At 64.3% G+C, this 14,652-nt stretch carries 17 protein-coding genes; 7 read left to right on the top strand and 10 right to left on the bottom strand.

Annotated features, from left to right (window positions below):
- Positions 1-36: 36 nt before the first annotated feature.
- From ACP156_RS09510 to ACP156_RS09495, 4 genes are read right to left on the bottom strand one after another with little or no spacing between them, the layout of a single operon-like run.
- The gene (locus tag ACP156_RS09510; protein ID WP_425051077.1) at positions 37-306 is read right to left on the bottom strand and encodes a flagellar biosynthetic protein FliQ; all 270 of its coding nucleotides are present in this window, start codon (positions 304-306) and stop codon (positions 37-39) included.
- A gap of 1 nt (position 307) precedes the next feature.
- On the bottom strand, positions 308-619 hold the full coding sequence (locus ACP156_RS09505; protein ID WP_425051076.1) for a flagellar hook-basal body complex protein FliE: 312 nt from the start codon (positions 617-619) through the stop codon (positions 308-310).
- A 15-nt stretch (positions 620-634) separates the two neighbouring features.
- Positions 635-1,042 (bottom strand): flagellar basal body rod protein FlgC, encoded by a 408-nt coding sequence (flgC, locus tag ACP156_RS09500; RefSeq protein WP_425051075.1) that lies wholly within the window; start codon positions 1,040-1,042, stop codon positions 635-637.
- 11 nt (positions 1,043-1,053) lie between these two features.
- On the bottom strand, positions 1,054-1,392 hold the full coding sequence (locus ACP156_RS09495; protein ID WP_425051074.1) for a flagellar basal body rod protein FlgB: 339 nt from the start codon (positions 1,390-1,392) through the stop codon (positions 1,054-1,056).
- 71 nt (positions 1,393-1,463) lie between these two features.
- Here ACP156_RS09495 and ACP156_RS09490 point away from each other — a divergent pair, with 71 nt between their 5' ends.
- Positions 1,464-2,840: a FliI/YscN family ATPase gene (locus ACP156_RS09490; protein WP_425051073.1), complete on the top strand. Its 1,377-nt coding sequence runs from the start codon at positions 1,464-1,466 to the stop codon at positions 2,838-2,840.
- Here the strand turns inward: ACP156_RS09490 and ACP156_RS09485 are convergent.
- Together ACP156_RS09485 and motA are read right to left on the bottom strand one after the other, a co-directional pair.
- Complete coding sequence (locus ACP156_RS09485) at positions 2,837-3,259, bottom strand: hypothetical protein (protein ID WP_425051072.1); 423 nt, start codon at positions 3,257-3,259, stop codon at positions 2,837-2,839. The two genes, ACP156_RS09490 and ACP156_RS09485, sit on opposite strands and share 4 nt — an antisense overlap.
- Positions 3,256-4,128, bottom strand: coding sequence for a flagellar motor stator protein MotA (gene motA, locus ACP156_RS09480; protein WP_425051071.1), 873 nt, complete (start codon positions 4,126-4,128; stop codon positions 3,256-3,258). Before motA ends, ACP156_RS09485 begins: the two co-directional genes overlap by 4 nt.
- A 130-nt stretch (positions 4,129-4,258) precedes the next feature.
- Here motA and ACP156_RS09475 point away from each other — a divergent pair, with 130 nt between their 5' ends.
- On the top strand, positions 4,259-5,266 hold the full coding sequence (locus ACP156_RS09475) for a hypothetical protein (protein WP_425051070.1): 1,008 nt from the start codon (positions 4,259-4,261) through the stop codon (positions 5,264-5,266).
- A gap of 88 nt (positions 5,267-5,354) precedes the next feature.
- On the opposite strand, the gene ACP156_RS09470 is transcribed toward ACP156_RS09475, so the two are convergent.
- The 4 genes from ACP156_RS09470 to ACP156_RS09455 are packed head-to-tail and all read right to left on the bottom strand — an operon-like array spanning position 5,355 to position 10,732.
- Positions 5,355-6,257, bottom strand: a complete 903-nt coding sequence (locus ACP156_RS09470) for a flagellin (RefSeq protein ID WP_425051069.1) — start codon at positions 6,255-6,257, stop codon at positions 5,355-5,357.
- Positions 6,258-6,271: 14 nt separating this feature from the next.
- The gene (flgK, locus tag ACP156_RS09465) at positions 6,272-7,672 is read right to left on the bottom strand and encodes a flagellar hook-associated protein FlgK (protein WP_425051068.1); all 1,401 of its coding nucleotides are present in this window, start codon (positions 7,670-7,672) and stop codon (positions 6,272-6,274) included.
- Positions 7,673-7,684: 12 nt separating this feature from the next.
- Positions 7,685-8,974: a flagellar hook protein FlgE gene (locus ACP156_RS09460; protein ID WP_425051067.1), complete on the bottom strand. Its 1,290-nt coding sequence runs from the start codon at positions 8,972-8,974 to the stop codon at positions 7,685-7,687.
- A 51-nt stretch (positions 8,975-9,025) separates the two neighbouring features.
- The gene (locus tag ACP156_RS09455; RefSeq protein WP_425051066.1) at positions 9,026-10,732 is read right to left on the bottom strand and encodes a hypothetical protein; all 1,707 of its coding nucleotides are present in this window, start codon (positions 10,730-10,732) and stop codon (positions 9,026-9,028) included.
- 216 nt (positions 10,733-10,948) lie between these two features.
- Between ACP156_RS09455 and ACP156_RS09450 the strand changes: the two genes are divergently transcribed.
- From ACP156_RS09450 to ACP156_RS09430, 5 genes are all read left to right on the top strand, one after another.
- Positions 10,949-11,689, top strand: coding sequence for a flagellar hook-basal body complex protein (locus tag ACP156_RS09450; protein ID WP_425051065.1), 741 nt, complete (start codon positions 10,949-10,951; stop codon positions 11,687-11,689).
- Between the two features lie 46 nt (positions 11,690-11,735).
- Entirely contained in the window at positions 11,736-12,518 is a 783-nt protein-coding gene (gene flgG, locus ACP156_RS09445; RefSeq protein ID WP_425051064.1) for a flagellar basal-body rod protein FlgG, read from the top strand.
- Positions 12,519-12,520: 2 nt separating this feature from the next.
- Positions 12,521-13,213: a flagellar basal body P-ring formation chaperone FlgA gene (flgA, locus tag ACP156_RS09440; protein ID WP_425051063.1), complete on the top strand. Its 693-nt coding sequence runs from the start codon at positions 12,521-12,523 to the stop codon at positions 13,211-13,213.
- A gap of 71 nt (positions 13,214-13,284) precedes the next feature.
- Positions 13,285-14,052 carry a flagellar basal body L-ring protein FlgH gene (flgH, locus tag ACP156_RS09435; RefSeq protein ID WP_425051062.1) on the top strand — a complete coding sequence of 256 codons (768 nt, stop codon included), beginning with the start codon at positions 13,285-13,287 and terminating at the stop codon, positions 14,050-14,052.
- Positions 14,053-14,070: 18 nt separating this feature from the next.
- Positions 14,071-14,520: a hypothetical protein gene (locus ACP156_RS09430; protein ID WP_425051061.1), complete on the top strand. Its 450-nt coding sequence runs from the start codon at positions 14,071-14,073 to the stop codon at positions 14,518-14,520.
- The last annotated feature ends 132 nt before the right edge of the window (positions 14,521-14,652 follow it).

The following is a 14,652-nucleotide window of genomic DNA, read 5'->3' as shown; positions in this document are numbered from 1 at the left end:
GGAGAACTGGCAACAGAATCTTTTTTCGCATTTTCGTCACCTGCCGTCACTGATGATCAGGTCGAAGGACTGGTCGCTGAGCGCGGTCAGCGCGGTGTACATAAGCGGCAGCGACAGGGCGATGGCGACGAAGATCGCCGCGACCTTCGGCACGAAGGTCAGCGTGATTTCCTGCACGGACGTCAGCGCCTGAAACAGCGCGATGGCGAGGCCGACGAACATGGCGACGGCAAGCGCGGGCCCGGAGGCTATGAGGATCGTCCAGATCGTGTCGGTGATGACCTGGTGGATGTCCTCGGCGCCCATATCAGACCGACATCCTCAGTACTTCCTGATAGGCCGAAACGACCTTGTCCCGCACCGCGACGGCGGTGTCGATCGCCGCTTCCATCGCCATCGTCGCCTCCACGACCTCTTGGGTCGAGATCTCGCCCTTCAGGCCGGCAATCGCGGCGCGGTCGCCTTCGCGGACCGTCTCGATGGTGTCACGCGCGGTGCGTTCCAGAACCTCGGAAAAGCTTGGGCCGTCGGTCGAGAACTCGCCGGCGGTTTCACCGATGGCGGCGGTTTGCGCGGCCTTGTAGGCGCGCAGCGCGCCCGCGGAAGTCAGGGAATCCATGCGTCAGCCTTTCCGTCAGCCGAGAATGTCGATCATCATCCGGCGCATCTCGCGTCCGGCGGACATCATGTTCAGGTTCGCCTCGTAGCTACGGGCGGCCTCGCGCATGTTCACCATCTCGACCAGCGGTTCGACGTTCGAACGGGCGACGAAGCCCTCTTCGTTCGCCGAAGGGTGGGACGGGTCGTAATGCAGGCGCATCGGCGCGGGGTCTTCGGACACCCCCGACACGCGCACCATGTTGGCGCCGCTTTCGCGATCCAGCATCTCGGAGAAGGTCACGACCTTGCGGCGATAGGGGTCGGTCCCCGGCAAGCCGGTCGAATCGGCGTTCGCCATGTTCTCGGAAATGATCCGCAGCCGTTCGGATTGTGCCCGAAGGGCGGATCCGGCGGTGCGGGAGACTGCGCTTAGGTTGTCCATCGGGTCCGTCCTTACTTGCCGTTGACCATGGCGATCATCTGGTGCGCCTTGCCATAAAGCCGCGACGCAAGGCGGTACTGGCCCGAGGTCTCGGCGGCGAGGATCGACTGTTCCTCAAGCACGACGCCGTTGCCGTCGAACGAGGTGCCCCATTCACTTTTCGCATTTCGCACCTCGACAGAACGCCCGGCGGGGCGGGTGAGGAAGTCTCCGAACTCCTCGACATCGCGCGCGGTATAGTTCGGCGTGTCCGCGTTCGCGATGTTTTCCGAGATGACCTTCTGCCGCTCGGCAAGCCAGGTCATCTTCTGACTGGCTGTCCGCAGCCAGGAAGTCGACGCATTATCCATGATTCACCTTGCGAAAAATTCAATCATGCGTTGTTATACTACGGAAGTTTCGCGGAATTGGAAGCCCGAGCATGGACCGACCACAAAAATTTTCGCAATTGCGTAGCGCAATGCGCAAGCTTCCGGGCCCAATCGTGTCCGGAAAGGTCACAACTGTGGGCGGTCTGGGGCTTGTGGCGTCCGGGTTGGGCGAAAGTGCGAAAATCGGTGATCGCGCCTGCGTTGCCGGCCGAATCCCTGCCGAGGTGGTCGCCACCAGCCCCGAGGGCGTGCGCCTGCTGCCGTTCGGCACCTGGGACGGGATCGGGCGCGGTGACAAGGTCGACCTGCGCGCTGGGGCCGCCGATGTGTTCCCCGGCCCCGAATGGGTGGGGCGCGTGGTGGATGCCTTCGGCGAACCGCTTGACGGTGTGGAGCTGCCGGACGGCCCCTGCGCCTATCCGCTGCGCAGCGCCCCGCCCGACGCCTTCGACCGCCGCGTTATGGGCGAGAAGCTGGAAACCGGGATTCGCGCCATCGACCTGTTCACCCCAATCTGTCGTGGCCAGCGGCTTGGCATCTTCGCGGGCTCCGGTGTCGGGAAATCGACGCTGATGGCGATGCTGGCGCGCCAGACCAACGCCGATGTCATCGTGATGGGCCTTGTCGGGGAACGGGGCCGCGAGGTGCAGGATTTCATCACCCGCGACCTTGGTCCCGAGGGTATGGCGCGGTCCGCCGTCGTGGTCGCCACCTCGGACCAGCCGCCCCTTGTGCGCCGTCAGGCGGCCTATACCGCGACGGCGATCGCCGAATACTACCGCGATCAGGGCAAGCAGGTGCTGCTGATGATCGACAGCGTCACCCGCTTCGCCACCGCCCAGCGCGAGATCGGCCTTGCAGCCGGTGAACCGCCCGCCACGCGCGGTTACACGCCCACGGTCTTCACCGAGCTTCCGCGCCTGTTGGAACGGTCCGGACCCGGCTCTGCCAGTTCAACAAGCGGTGACATCACCGCGCTCTACACGGTGCTGGTCGACGGCGACAACATGTCGGAACCGATTGCCGACACGGTGCGCGGTATCCTCGACGGGCATATCGTGCTGGACCGCAAGATCGCGGAATCGGGGCGCTATCCGGCCATCGACATCGGGCGCTCGGTATCGCGCGCGCTGCCGGACTGTCACATCAAGCTGGAACAGGCGATCATGAACGCCGCCCGCCGCGCGTTGGCCCGGCATTCGGATATCGAGGATCTGGCCCGCATCGGCGCGTATCGTCACGGCACCGACCGCGATACCGACGCGGCGATCCGATTTGCCAAGCTGGCCTATGGTTTCCTGAGTCAGGGCACCCGCGATCCACACACCAGCGAAGAAGCCTTCGCCACGCTGTACGGTCTGCTGGCCGAAGCCGGGGTGGATGTGGATCTGCCGCAGCAGGCGCCGCAACAGGTGATGCCGGCCTAGCGCTCGCCGGCGATCCGCCGCAGCAGGACCATTTCGTCGGCCTCGGCCTGCGCTGTCTCTTGCGCGGCAAGTTGCGCGACGGAACGTGCCTCTTCCCCTAGCAGTTCGGCGGACCGGGCGTCGCGGTAGCACTCCAGCACCTTGTCGCGCTGGGCTTCGATGCGCTTCTCGATGTCGTGCAACTGATTCGAAATTCGCAAGTTCTCACGCCGGATCGTCGTCAGGAACTGGCCGCGATACGGCATCGCCTCGATCATGGTGACCGAAGCCCCCGCGCGGCGGCTTTCCTCCAGCGCGGCGCGCTCGGCCTCAAGCTGGGCGGCAGTGCCCTGAAGCGACACCAGCTGCCCCGCCTGCGCCTCCATCTGCTGATTGTGCAGACGCGCCAGCAGCGCATAGGTCTTGTCGCGCCGGGTCATGCCGCGGCCCGCGTGATGTTGCGCTGCTGTTCGTCGATCTGGTCGAAGCTGGGACGCAGACGCTCGGGAATGTTGCCGCGCCCGATCTCGACACAGATGTTGGGCGGATGCTGCTGGGTCATCGCGACCAGCGTGTCGCGGATCACCTTGGAAAAGCTGAAGTCCAGTTCCTCGATCGACCGTGCGCGCTCGGCGATGGGCTGCACGACGCAATAGGCAAGGAACACGCCAAGGAAGGTGCCGACCAGCGCGCCGCCGATCATGACGCCAAGGATCTCGGGAGGCTGGTCGACCGACGACATCGTCTTGATCACGCCCAGCACGGCGGCGACGATGCCGATGGCGGGCAGGCCGTCGGCCATGACGGTCAACGAATGGCCCGCGATCATCCGTTCTTCCAGCGTGGTCTCGATCCGTTTCTCGATCACGTCTTCCATCTGATGCGGGTTGTCGAAGTTCAGCATGATCATGCGGAAGCTGTCGGCGATCAGGTTGACCGTCGACTTGTCCTTCATGATGCGCGGGTACTTGGCGAAGATGTCGGAATCTTCCGGGCTTTCGATGTGCTGTTCCATCTCGACAGGGGTCGAGTTGCGCTGAAGCCGTGTCAGTTCGAACAGCAGCAGAAGAAGGTCGCTGTAGTCGGACGCCTTCCAGCGCGGGCCAGCCATGGCGCGTTTCAGTCCGCCCAGCGTCAGTTTCAGGCGGGACATGTCGCTGGCGATGATCAGTGCGCCGATGGAAGCGCCGGCGATCATCATGCCTTCGAATGGCAGCGCGTGCAGCAAGACGTCGAACTTGCCACCCGACAGCGTGAAGCCGCCGAACACGAGCCCCATTACGACAAGCAGCCCCAAGGGGATCATCATGGTGAAGTCTCCGGAATCTCCATTTCCCGATCACCCTACATCAATACATTTTTTCGCACAAGTGGGAGTTGCGATTCTCTGCGAATTTTTATACTTTTTCGCATAACAGCGTTAAGGCTCGGAGGCCTCGATGACACATCGCCTGACTGGATCGTTCGTCAGACTGTTCGGACGGTCCGAATTCATCGCGAATCCTGACTGGCCTGATGATATCGGGCTGGCTTTCGTCGTCGCCGATGGTGTGCCGCAACAGTTGCATCCGTTTCACGAGAACGAATCATCCTCTGCCGTTCTGGACCGGATCGAGGAACAGATCGGCGATCTGACGGACTATGGCATCCATTCGGTCACCGCCGAGGACCACTATGGCCGCCACGCCTTTTCCTTCGACCGCGAGCTTCTGAAAATTCTCGAAGACCGTATCGTCGAGGACGAGCAACTGCTTGAAGAGGCCGAGACGCTGGCGATCAACATCCGGTTCGCGCAGGACATGGGGATGGACTATACCCCTGCGCCCATCGCCGCGCGGGCGATGCAGCCAGCGGTCAAGGAGCCTGCCGCGCTGCCCGATGCCGCGCCGTTGTCCGAACCCGAGGCCACGCCGGACCAGCCGCCGCAGGATGCGCATCAGGCCTATGCCTTCCTTGGCTATCATTATTTCTCGCCCTCCGACCCGACCCTGCCGCTGCTGGAAACGGCCACGTTGGAAACCACTGCCTCGGGCGAGGTGCTGCTGCGGTTCGACGCCGACGGCCCGCGGATCACCTGCAATCCCGACGAACTGCTTGTCCGCTGGGACCGTACCGGATTCGCGTTGCCCGCCTATTCCTGCGTGGTCGACAACAAGCTTGCGTCCTGCGTGGAACTTCCGGCGGATCTGGTCCCCGCCCCGGTCGCGCAACGCCGCAGCAAGTCGCGGCCCATCGTGTCGATGGTCGATGACATGCTTCAGGTGTCCTACACCGCGACCCCGGCAAAGCGGCGCAGCCCGCGCGGCCGACTGTTCGCGGCGCTTGGGGTCTCTGCCTTCGTCGCCGCCTCGCTGGCGGTGACGGCGGTCTTCGTGATGGAGCGGTTCGACACCGTGGCCCATGCGGACACCCCGGTCGAGGCCCTGCGGTCCGAGATGTTCCGCTAAGACACCCGCCGCCTTCCCTCGGTTTCTGTCCTCCCAAAAGAAAACGCCCCGCACAAGGCGGGGCGCTTTCCGACCCTGTCGACGCTTGTCAGAGGTAATCGAGCAGGGTCATGCCCGAAATGCGGGCGGTAATCTGGTAGCTGACCTCCAGCTGGTTCATCACCTGGTTCAGCCGCAGCGCGGTTTCCTCGGGCTCGGCGGTCTCGATGTCCGAAATGGCCGCGTTGTAGATGCTGAGGCGCGAGTACTGGTCGTCGATCTTCTGTTCGAGAACCGACTGGTTGTTGCCCAGCCGCGCACCAAGCGAGGTCAGCTGGGTCAGGCCGTCGTTCATCAGCGTGGTCACTGTGTCGCGCATCGCTTCGAACCCGGCGTCGTCCAGCGCATCGAGGTTGGTGGTCAGCACGATTTCCAGCGCGTCGAACACGTTCTGGAACGCGGCATCGTCGGCGCGGATCCCGTAGTTCATCTGCGTCGTGTCGTCGATCTTCATCGCGAGATTGCCGGTGGTGTCGCCCAGATAGTTCACCGCGTTCCCCGTGCCGTCGATCTCGACCGGAGCGGTGTCGGTCGCGAGGCCCGAGAACAGGAACTCGCCTCCGTAGGTCGTGTTCAACATCGACACGATGCCTTGCAGCGTGATCTCGGCCTGCTGGCGGTACTCGTCGCGGTTCTGCGAGGTCAGGCCGCCAGCCAGCGACATATCCTGAAACTCGCGGGCGGTTTCGGTGATCTGAGACAGCGAGTCGTACATATTCTCAAGCTTGCCTGCGAGAAGCTCGTTCGAGGTCTTGTAGGACTCGGTCGCCGACATCCGGGTGCGGATCTGCAGCGTCTTGGTCGCCGCGCCGGGGTTGTCGGCATAGACGTCCTGCTTCACACCGGACGCGGCTTCTTGCGCCAGCTTGGCCTGCTCGGCGTTGTTGCGGGCGATCACCAAACGCATGTCCAGAGACTGTTGCGCGGTGGAAATGGTGGAGATGGTAGGCATCTTCGCTGTCCCTCTTAGCCGAACGCCGCCATGAGCGTGTCGAGCATTTCGTTGACCGACGTCATGACGCGGGCGTTGGCGGCGTAGCTTTGTTCGATGACAAGCAGCTTCTGCATCTCGTCGTCGATGCTGACGCCCTCGTAGTTCTCGCGCGAGGCAGAGATCGTCTCGCCCGCGGTCTGGGTGGCCAGCGTGTCGGCCTCGGCGGCGGCGCGGGCGGACTGCTGATAGGTCACCATCGTCGGCGCCAGATCGATCAGCGTCAGGCCCGTGCCCAGACCGGCGGTTGCGACGGTGACGGGCTGCGTGAAGGCGTCCAGCATCGCATCGACGAAGGTCGAATCCCCGGCGGGCGTGGTGGCGATGCCGCCGCTTTGCAGGATGGCGGCGTCTCCGCCGGCAGAACTGTCGGCCTCGGCGTTCACCTGAATCCGCGCGGCAAGCCCGTCAACGGCGGCGGCGTCGAAGACCGCGCCCGCATCGGTGAACAGGCCGGTTCCGGTGGCGCCGAACGGGTTCGCCGTCTCCATGCTCGAGATCAGGTTCGCCGCCAGCGAATCCAGCTGCGCGCCAATTTCGGGCAGCCGTTCAAGCTTCAGCTCGAACAGCCCGCTCAGGCTGCCTTGCGAGATGCCGCGCGTGGCTCCGCCCGGCGTGATGTCGATCCCGCCCGCGGCCAGTGTCCCGGCGACCGAGTCGTAGGTGATCGTCTTGGTCCGCGTCCCCACGACAAGCTCGGTGCCGCCGCCGGTGTACAGGTTGACCGTCCCGTCCTCGGTGCTGACGATCTGGATGTCCATGTAACCGGCCACTTCGTCCAGCAGCAGGTCCATCTGGTCCATGTATTCGGCCTGTACCGCCGACCCTTCTTCCGACCGCAGGATCTTCTGGTTGAAGGTCGCGATGTTCTGCAAAGCCTCGTTCACCGAGACCACGTCGTAGCGGATGTTCCGTTCGACCTCTTGCTGGATGTCCGAAAGGTTCGCCGACAGGTCGTTCAGGTTCTCCGCCACCTGCTTGGCGACGGTCACAACCTGGATCTGGGCGGCCTCTTCACTGGGCATGCCGGCAAGCGTGACCACCGCGTCGTGCAGACCGGCGATCATCGCGGCGGGCGAGGTCTCGTCGCTTGGCTGGCCAAGGAAATCGGTAAAGGCGCTTAGCCCGTCCGAGACCGTCGAGTCTTTGGTCAGCTTCGACTCGTTCTCGCGGTCCAGCCGCTGAAGCATCGTGCTGACGCTGCGATCCACCGACGACACGGCGACGCTTCCGTATTTCGTCGTGATGAGGTCCGCCGACTTGCGTGCGAAGCCCTCGGTCGTCGAGTTGGCGATGTTGCGCGAGACCAGATCGGTCTGCAAAGCGGTGACCGAAAGGCCGGACCGCGCAACGTTCAAGGCTTGGGTTAGCGACATTCCGGATCAGCCTCAGCGTTTCAGGTTGTTGATTTCCTGCAGCATCTCATCCGAGGTGCTGATGATCTTCGCGTTCGAGGAATAGGCGCGCTGAACCTGGATCAGGTCGGTCATTTCCTGCGCGATATCCACGTTCGAGGCTTCGGTTGCACCGGATTCGATAGACCCGGCGCCGGACCCGGCGACGTTCATCACAGCGTTCCCCGACGCAAGCGACAGCGAATAGGCGTTGCCGGTCTCGGCCTCCAGCCCGGCGGGCGCGTCCACCGTGGCGACCGGGATCTGGTACAGCGACAGCCGGTTGCCGTTCTCGAACACGCCGACAAGGTTGCCCTGCTCGTCGATCTCGGTCTTCTCCAGCGCGGCGGTCGAGGTGCCGTCGACGGTGATGCTTTGCGGTTCGTAATCGCCGTCGAACTGGGTGATGCCGTCGTAGGTGCCGACCGCGCCCAGCGCGATGTCCAGCGTCTGCGGAACGGCGGCGTTGTCGATCGTCAGGGTGATATTGCCGTCAGCGTCCACCGCGAAGGCGGCGGGTGCGACCAGACCGGCGTCGGGCGTGCCGACATAAGTCAGCGGCGCGCCTGCGGTGGCGCCCGAGTCGGCGAAGGTGACGTCGACCGTGCCATAGACGGTACCGTCGTCGCCACTGACTTCCATGGTCCACAGGTTGTCCACGGCGTCCGAGGGCGTCCAGCTGAAGGTCAGCCCTTCCTGCGCGCCCAGCGCGTTGTAGTAGGTCATGCTAGAGATGAACGGATCCTGCGCGACGCCGGTGCCGGTCAGGCTTGACGGCAGGTTGCCGGCGATGGTGCTTTCCGTCGACGCCTCGGCCGTCAGCGACGCCGTCTTCGTGTTCACCGCTTCAAGCGACCCGAACCCGTTACGGTCGACCCCGGCGACGGTGCCATCGTCGTCATAGGCGTAACCGGCAAGGTAGTAGCCGGCCGAGTTCACCAGATAACCGTCCTTGTCCACCTCGAACGAACCGGCGCGCGTCAGCAGGAAGTTCGATTCATCGGTGCTCTCGGGATCCTTCATCACGACGAAGAAACCGTCGCCATCAATCGCAAGATCGGTGGCCGAGCTGGTCCCGATGATCGCACCGGCCAGTTCGATGTTCGACCGGTCGACACCCCGCACCGAGGCAGAGTCGCCCACCACCTGCGTGACCATCTGGGTGAAGCTGCGCTTGTAGCCGATGGTGCCGGAGTTCGCGATGTTCTCCGAGATCCGCCCAACGGCCTGGGAGTTCGTCTTCAGACCCGCGACGCCGGCCTGCATTGCATTCTGAATGGCCATTTCTGTCTTTCCCTTTCGGCTCGTATGGCGGACCGCGGTCTGCCGGTTTTCTTACTGTCCCGTGTTTTCTGTCTTCATCAGCTCGGTGACCGCCGTCAGCGTTTCACCGGCCTGTTCAAGTGTCTTCTCGGCTGCCTCGACCGACAGGGGCGAGACGACGGGCGCTTTCGCGACCCGTGCCGCGGCCAGACGCAGCAGCAGCGCGCGACGTTCCTCGGGCAGCACCCGCAGGAAGGCCGCCGTGTCCGGGTCGCCCTGTTCGGCGGCCAGCCGGGCGGCGTCGATGCCGTCGACAGCCGGCAGGATGCCCGCGCGCTCGAATTCGATAAGGGCGCGGTCGTCCATGCCGCGTTCCAGCGCCTCGCGCGCGACTTCCAGCGAAACGCCGGGCACCGTGGCGGTGATGCGTTCAAGGCTACCGGTCACGACCATTTCAATTTTCGCAAATTCAGGATCAAGCGAGGCGTCCATCTGCACCGGACGCTGCGCGATGATCGCTACCGCAGCGGCCGGGTTGCTGTCGCGCATCAGCCGCTTGGCCTGTTCCAGCACCAGCCGGTCCAGCAGCGCGGGCGGCAGGGCGCGGCGGTCCGGCCCAAGCAGGGTGTCCCAGATCTCGGCGTATTCCGCCTGCGCCGCCAGCGTCAGTCCGGCCCTTTCCAATTGCGCCGCCAGCGCGCCACGCACGATGGCGCGTTCGACGTGGCGGCTCATGTAGGGCTCGATGCGCCGCACGATGGGCAGCGACCGGCCCAGCGAAAGCGCGTCGCTTCCGATGGCGTCCGAAAGGTGGTTCAGGATCACGGCGATGCGTTCCGCCGCAAGATCGGCCTCGCGGGTGCCGGGATGATCCTCTTCGATAAAGGACATCGTGACGATCGCGGTCTCGAGGTCGCCAATCTCTTCCGCCACCTGCGCAAGCCGGGTCAGCAGCGCCAGCGCAAGCGCGTCGCCGCGCCAGTGGCGAATGCCCTCGACCAGCAGGTCGCGCACGTGTTCACGGATCGCCTGGCCGGGCTCTTCCAGCGCAAGCTCGGCAAGGGCAAGCCGAGCCTGCGCGGCGGAACGATCCCGGCCTTCGGCGGCCCATGCGAACAGGTCGAAAGCGGTCTGCCGCTCTCCTTCCGCGCGCGCGAGACGGCCGCGCATGAACAGCATCTGCGGCGTTCCGACAAGGTCGGTGCGCAGGCGGGCGACGTCCAGAATGTCACGCGCCAGCCGGTAATCCTCGACGCTTAGCGCCGCGTCGAACAGCATCGGCACGATCTGCGCCACAACCGGGCCGCTGTGGCGTTCCAGACCGACCAGCGCCTGCAATATACGGTTCGCATCTACCGGCACGCCGTTTCGGATCTCGGCCACGATCGGCCAGACAAGATCGTTCTGCCAGCTTTCCGGAAGCGCCACCGTCTCGGCCTGCGGATCAGTTTCGGACAGCAGCGACACCAGCGCGCGGTACGCCTGAATGCGGTCCCGCAGGTCGCCCTTCCCTTCCAGCGTGCCGGCGGCAAAGTCGATGTAGCCGCGCGCCTCGGGCAGCATCATCCATGAAATCAGGAACTGGGCGTGATCCAGCGCGGCGCGGCCACGTGCGCCCGGCAGGGCGTCAACGAAAGCCTGCTCGGACGCCGCGCGGTCGGCAGAGAAGTCAGACCCCGCCAGGCGGGTCAGGCCGGGCTCGGGCGGAACCATGGCGTGCGAATCGGGGCTTTCCGCATGCGCCGGGCCGCAGACAAGCGCCGCCGACAAAAGAGCCACACCGCCAACGATGCAGCGCGCACGCAAGGAAACAAGGGAAAGACCGATCTGCTTCAACGTATTCCGAGCCTTCGTATCTCGATGTTCAGTTTTTCGCATTTCAGGGCTATGCGAAAAATCAAGATCATGTATAGTCCACATCATCGGCTTTGATCAACACAAATCAACCAGCCGTTGAAAACAGGTCGGGGAACTCGGCCAAAGGAACGGGACGCAATGGATAACATCGGATACCTCGCGATCTCACGTGCGGCGATGCTGCAGCGCGCGACCGACGTGACCGCGAACAACATCGCGAACGCCAACACTTACGGCTTTCGTGCTGTCGGTCCGGTCTTTGAAAGCATGGTTCACCAGACCGACTCGAAGACCGACATGCGTGACATGGCCTATGCCATCGACCGGGGAACCTATGCCGACCTGACCGAAGGCGCGCTGGTGCAGACCTCGAATCCGCTCGACGTGGCGCTGGTCGGCGACGGGTGGTTCGGCTTCATGACCACCAACGGCCAGACGGCGCTGGGCCGTGGCGGCAGCTTCACCCTGTCTGCACAGGGCGATCTGGTCACTGTTGCAGGCGATTTCGTGCTGGACGAAGGCGGTGCGCCGATCAACATCCCGCCCGGCTCCGGCAATATCGAGATCGGCGAAGACGGCACGATCACCGACGAACGCGGCGATCGGATCGCCCGGATCGGCGTGTTCGAAGCGACCGACATCGGCAACTGGAACCAGCTTGGCGGCGCCATGCTGGCCCCGCGCGGCGGTGTCGTTGACCTGATGCCGGTGCTTGAACCCACCATGGCACAGGGTTTCGTCGAACAGTCGAACGTGAACCCGATCCGCGAGATGACGCGGCTGATCGAATTCCAGCGCCAGTATGAAAGCGCCATGAACCTTGCCTCTGCCACTGACGAGCTTCGGAAAACGACGCTTGGCCGGCTGGCCCCCGAATGATGCCTTTTCGCCCATCAATTTGCGAAAAAGTATAAAGGAGACGTAGATGAAGACTCTCGGTATCGCCGCCACCGGCATGCAGGCCCAGCAGGTCAACGTGGATGTCATCGCCAACAACATCGCCAACGCCAACACGACCGGCTTCAAGGTCGGCCGCGCGGTGTTTCAGGACCTGATCTATCAGACGATGCAGCGCGAAGGCGTACCGAACGCCGACGGCACGGTACGGCCGGTCGGCGTCGACATCGGCCTTGGCGTGCAGGCGGCAGGCGTCGTTCGGCTGAACACGCAAGGCGGCATGCTGCAGACCGACAACCAGCTGGACCTTGCCATCGAGGGTGACGGCTATTTCATCGTGACCCGCGCCGACGGGACCGAGGCCTATACCCGCGCGGGCAGCCTGATGCTGTCGCCCGAGGGCGAGATCGTCACGCTGGACGGCAACCTGATCGAGCCCGCGATGGTGGTCCCCGAGAACACGACCGATGTCGAGGTTACGCAGGACGGTCTTGTGCTGGCCTACACCCCCGACGCGATCGAGCCCGAGGAAATCGGCCAGCTGAACCTTGCCACCTTCATCAACGACGCGGGCCTGAAGCCCATTGGGAACAACCTGCTGCTTGAGACCGTCGCGTCCGGCGAGCCTTTCGTCGGTCCTCCGGGCGAGGAAGCCGTGGGCATCGTCCGCCAGGGCTATCTCGAGAATTCGAACGTCGATCCGATCAAGCAGATGACCGATCTCATCACCGCCCAGCGCACCTATGAAATGGGCGCCAAGGCCCTGAAGGCCGCGGACGAAATGATGCAGACGGCCAACCAGATCCGCTGATCATGATCGCGTCGCTCCTCCGCACCGCCATCGCCGCGCTGGCGCTTTGCGCCGGCAGCACCGCGCAGGCCGTCACCGACCTTGTCGAAGGCGCGCCCGTTTCCGTGCTTGTCGAAGAGGAACTGCTGTCCTCGGACGAACGCGAGATCCCCGCTGACGGCCGGATCGACCTTCGTCTGCCCGAAGGCCTGCCGGAAACCGCGCTTCGGCTAGAGGATTTCACCTTCGATCCGCGGTCCGGTCTGTTCGCCGCCCGTGTGATCGGTGTCGACGGGCTGACCCTGACCTTCCGGGGTCAGGCCATGGTGACCGTACCGACCTACGTGCCGCGCCGACGCATTCCGGCGGGCGTCAAGCTGACGGAACAGGATTTCCGGCTGGTGCATATGAACGTGGTCGCCCTGCCCGCCGGGGCCGTGCGTCATGCCGAGGATATCCTTGGCATGGAATCGCGCCGCGTGCTTCTGCAAGACAGGCCGATCCTGGCAGGGTCGATCTCGGAGCCGCGCGTCGTCACGCGCGGCGAGAAGGTCACGATCATCCTGTCCAACGGCGGGCTGGATCTAAGCGCGCCCGGCAAGGCGCTGGAAGACGGGGCGCGCGGTGACGCTGTGCGCGTCGTGAACCTTGGCTCGCACGTCACACTGTCGGCCACCGTCATCGGCGAGGGAGTCGTCGAGGTGGCTGCCAAATGACCCAGCACCCGACCCCTTGGCACCGCACTTCAACCGCACACGCAAGTATTGCGAAAATCTGAGAGAATCTCATGCGTATGAAATCCCCCAAACCCGCGATGACCCTGACGCTGGCCGCGTTCACCCTGAGCGCCTGCGCCGCCTACAAGGAACACCGCGACCCCGAACTGACCTCGATGGTGCTGGACGAGACCACGATGCCCGAGGTGAACACCGTCTATGTTCCGCAGCCGGAACCCGAGCCCGTCCGCATGCCCGACCGGGCCGAGGCGACATCGCTGTGGCGCACGGGGTCTACAGGCTTCTTCGGCGACCACCGCGCCTCGCGCGTGGGGGACATCCTGACGGTGACGATCGATATCGACGACGAGGCCGAGCTAGAGAACGAATCCCGCCGGTCGCGGTCTTCGGGGAACGAGATCGACGGGTCCACCTTCCTTGGCTACGAAAGCAAGCTGGACGCGATCCTGCCCGGCATCAACGCCGATGACCTGCCGTCGGGCTCGATCATCGACCTGTCCGGCGAAAGCTCGTCGCGCGGTCGCGGCAGCATCGCCCGGAACGAGAAGATCAAGCTGAAGGTCGCCGTGATGATCATCCGGCGTCTGGGCAACGGCAACCTCGTGATCGCGGGCCGGCAGGAAGTGAAGGTGAACAGCGAACTGCGCGAGTTGCGCGTCGCGGGCATCATCCGTCCGGTCGACGTCGACATGACCAACGCCATTCCCTACGACAAGATCGCCGAAGCGCGCATCAGCTATGGCGGCAAGGGTCAGCTGACCCGCGTCCAGACCCCCCGCTATGGCGAGGATATGCTGGACGTGGTCCTGCCTTACTGATCCGGGACAGGTGGCAAGATGAGCCGTGCCGGCAGTCTGAAGGCGTCCGTGTTCAAACGCCCGACAAAGCGGACCGCGTTCGTCGCGGTCCTGCTGTTGGGGTGCGCGGGGGGCGGTTTCGCCGTTGGCCAGAAGGCGGGCGAAACCCTGTTTCCCCCCGAGGCGCCCGACCGCGTCGTTCCCACAACCTCGATCCTGCTGGAGTCGCTGACGGTCAACATCCCCGGACGCGGCACGATGACGTTCAACGCCCGCGTTGCGGTGCCGAACGATGGGTCGTCCGTTGACGGCAAGGCGCTGCGCGACGCTGCTCTTATGCTGGCGACCACCGCGGGCGCGATGCCCATTGTCCGGCAAAGCGACAAGGTCATTCCGGCGATGAACCGTGCGGTCAGCACCATCGCGCCGGGGCATGGGTTCGAGACCATCGAACTGGAAGACGCCGCGCTGTTCGCCACCGGGATCTGACCGGACTTCCCAACATCAGTCTTACGAAGACGCTGCCTGGTATCGCGCGGCGCTGCACCCGGTCTTTCTGGACCGGGACGCCCTCGTGGCATGACGGAATTGCTCGGCAGGTCGTGGGCGTGCCGGAACAAT

Source organism: Psychromarinibacter sp. S121, from assembly GCF_049801035.1.
Taxonomy (GTDB): Bacteria; Pseudomonadota; Alphaproteobacteria; order Rhodobacterales; family Rhodobacteraceae; genus Psychromarinibacter.
The sequence above is the reverse complement of the archived record's forward strand: the minus strand, read 5'-3'. Positions and strand labels throughout refer to the sequence as shown.

Excerpts from the sequence above, each read along its gene's own strand:
- ACP156_RS09460 (WP_425051067.1), bottom strand. The coding sequence starts at position 8,974 with ATGGCCATTCAGAATGCAATGCAGGCCGGCGTCGCGGGTCTGAAGACG.
- ACP156_RS09490 (WP_425051073.1), top strand. The coding sequence starts at position 1,464 with ATGGACCGACCACAAAAATTTTCGCAATTGCGTAGCGCAATGCGCAAG.
- ACP156_RS09450 (WP_425051065.1), top strand. The coding sequence starts at position 10,949 with ATGGATAACATCGGATACCTCGCGATCTCACGTGCGGCGATGCTGCAG.
- ACP156_RS09505 (WP_425051076.1), bottom strand. The coding sequence starts at position 619 with ATGGATTCCCTGACTTCCGCGGGCGCGCTGCGCGCCTACAAGGCCGCG.
- flgH (WP_425051062.1), top strand. The coding sequence starts at position 13,285 with ATGCGTATGAAATCCCCCAAACCCGCGATGACCCTGACGCTGGCCGCG.
- motA (WP_425051071.1), bottom strand. The coding sequence starts at position 4,128 with ATGATGATCCCCTTGGGGCTGCTTGTCGTAATGGGGCTCGTGTTCGGC.
- flgK (WP_425051068.1), bottom strand. The coding sequence starts at position 7,672 with ATGTCGCTAACCCAAGCCTTGAACGTTGCGCGGTCCGGCCTTTCGGTC.
- ACP156_RS09430 (WP_425051061.1), top strand. The coding sequence starts at position 14,071 with ATGAGCCGTGCCGGCAGTCTGAAGGCGTCCGTGTTCAAACGCCCGACA.
- ACP156_RS09510 (WP_425051077.1), bottom strand. The coding sequence starts at position 306 with ATGGGCGCCGAGGACATCCACCAGGTCATCACCGACACGATCTGGACG.
- ACP156_RS09470 (WP_425051069.1), bottom strand. The coding sequence starts at position 6,257 with ATGCCTACCATCTCCACCATTTCCACCGCGCAACAGTCTCTGGACATG.
- ACP156_RS09485 (WP_425051072.1), bottom strand. The coding sequence starts at position 3,259 with ATGACCCGGCGCGACAAGACCTATGCGCTGCTGGCGCGTCTGCACAAT.
- flgC (WP_425051075.1), bottom strand. The coding sequence starts at position 1,042 with ATGGACAACCTAAGCGCAGTCTCCCGCACCGCCGGATCCGCCCTTCGG.
- ACP156_RS09495 (WP_425051074.1), bottom strand. The coding sequence starts at position 1,392 with ATGGATAATGCGTCGACTTCCTGGCTGCGGACAGCCAGTCAGAAGATG.
- flgA (WP_425051063.1), top strand. The coding sequence starts at position 12,521 with ATGATCGCGTCGCTCCTCCGCACCGCCATCGCCGCGCTGGCGCTTTGC.
- flgG (WP_425051064.1), top strand. The coding sequence starts at position 11,736 with ATGAAGACTCTCGGTATCGCCGCCACCGGCATGCAGGCCCAGCAGGTC.
- ACP156_RS09475 (WP_425051070.1), top strand. The coding sequence starts at position 4,259 with ATGACACATCGCCTGACTGGATCGTTCGTCAGACTGTTCGGACGGTCC.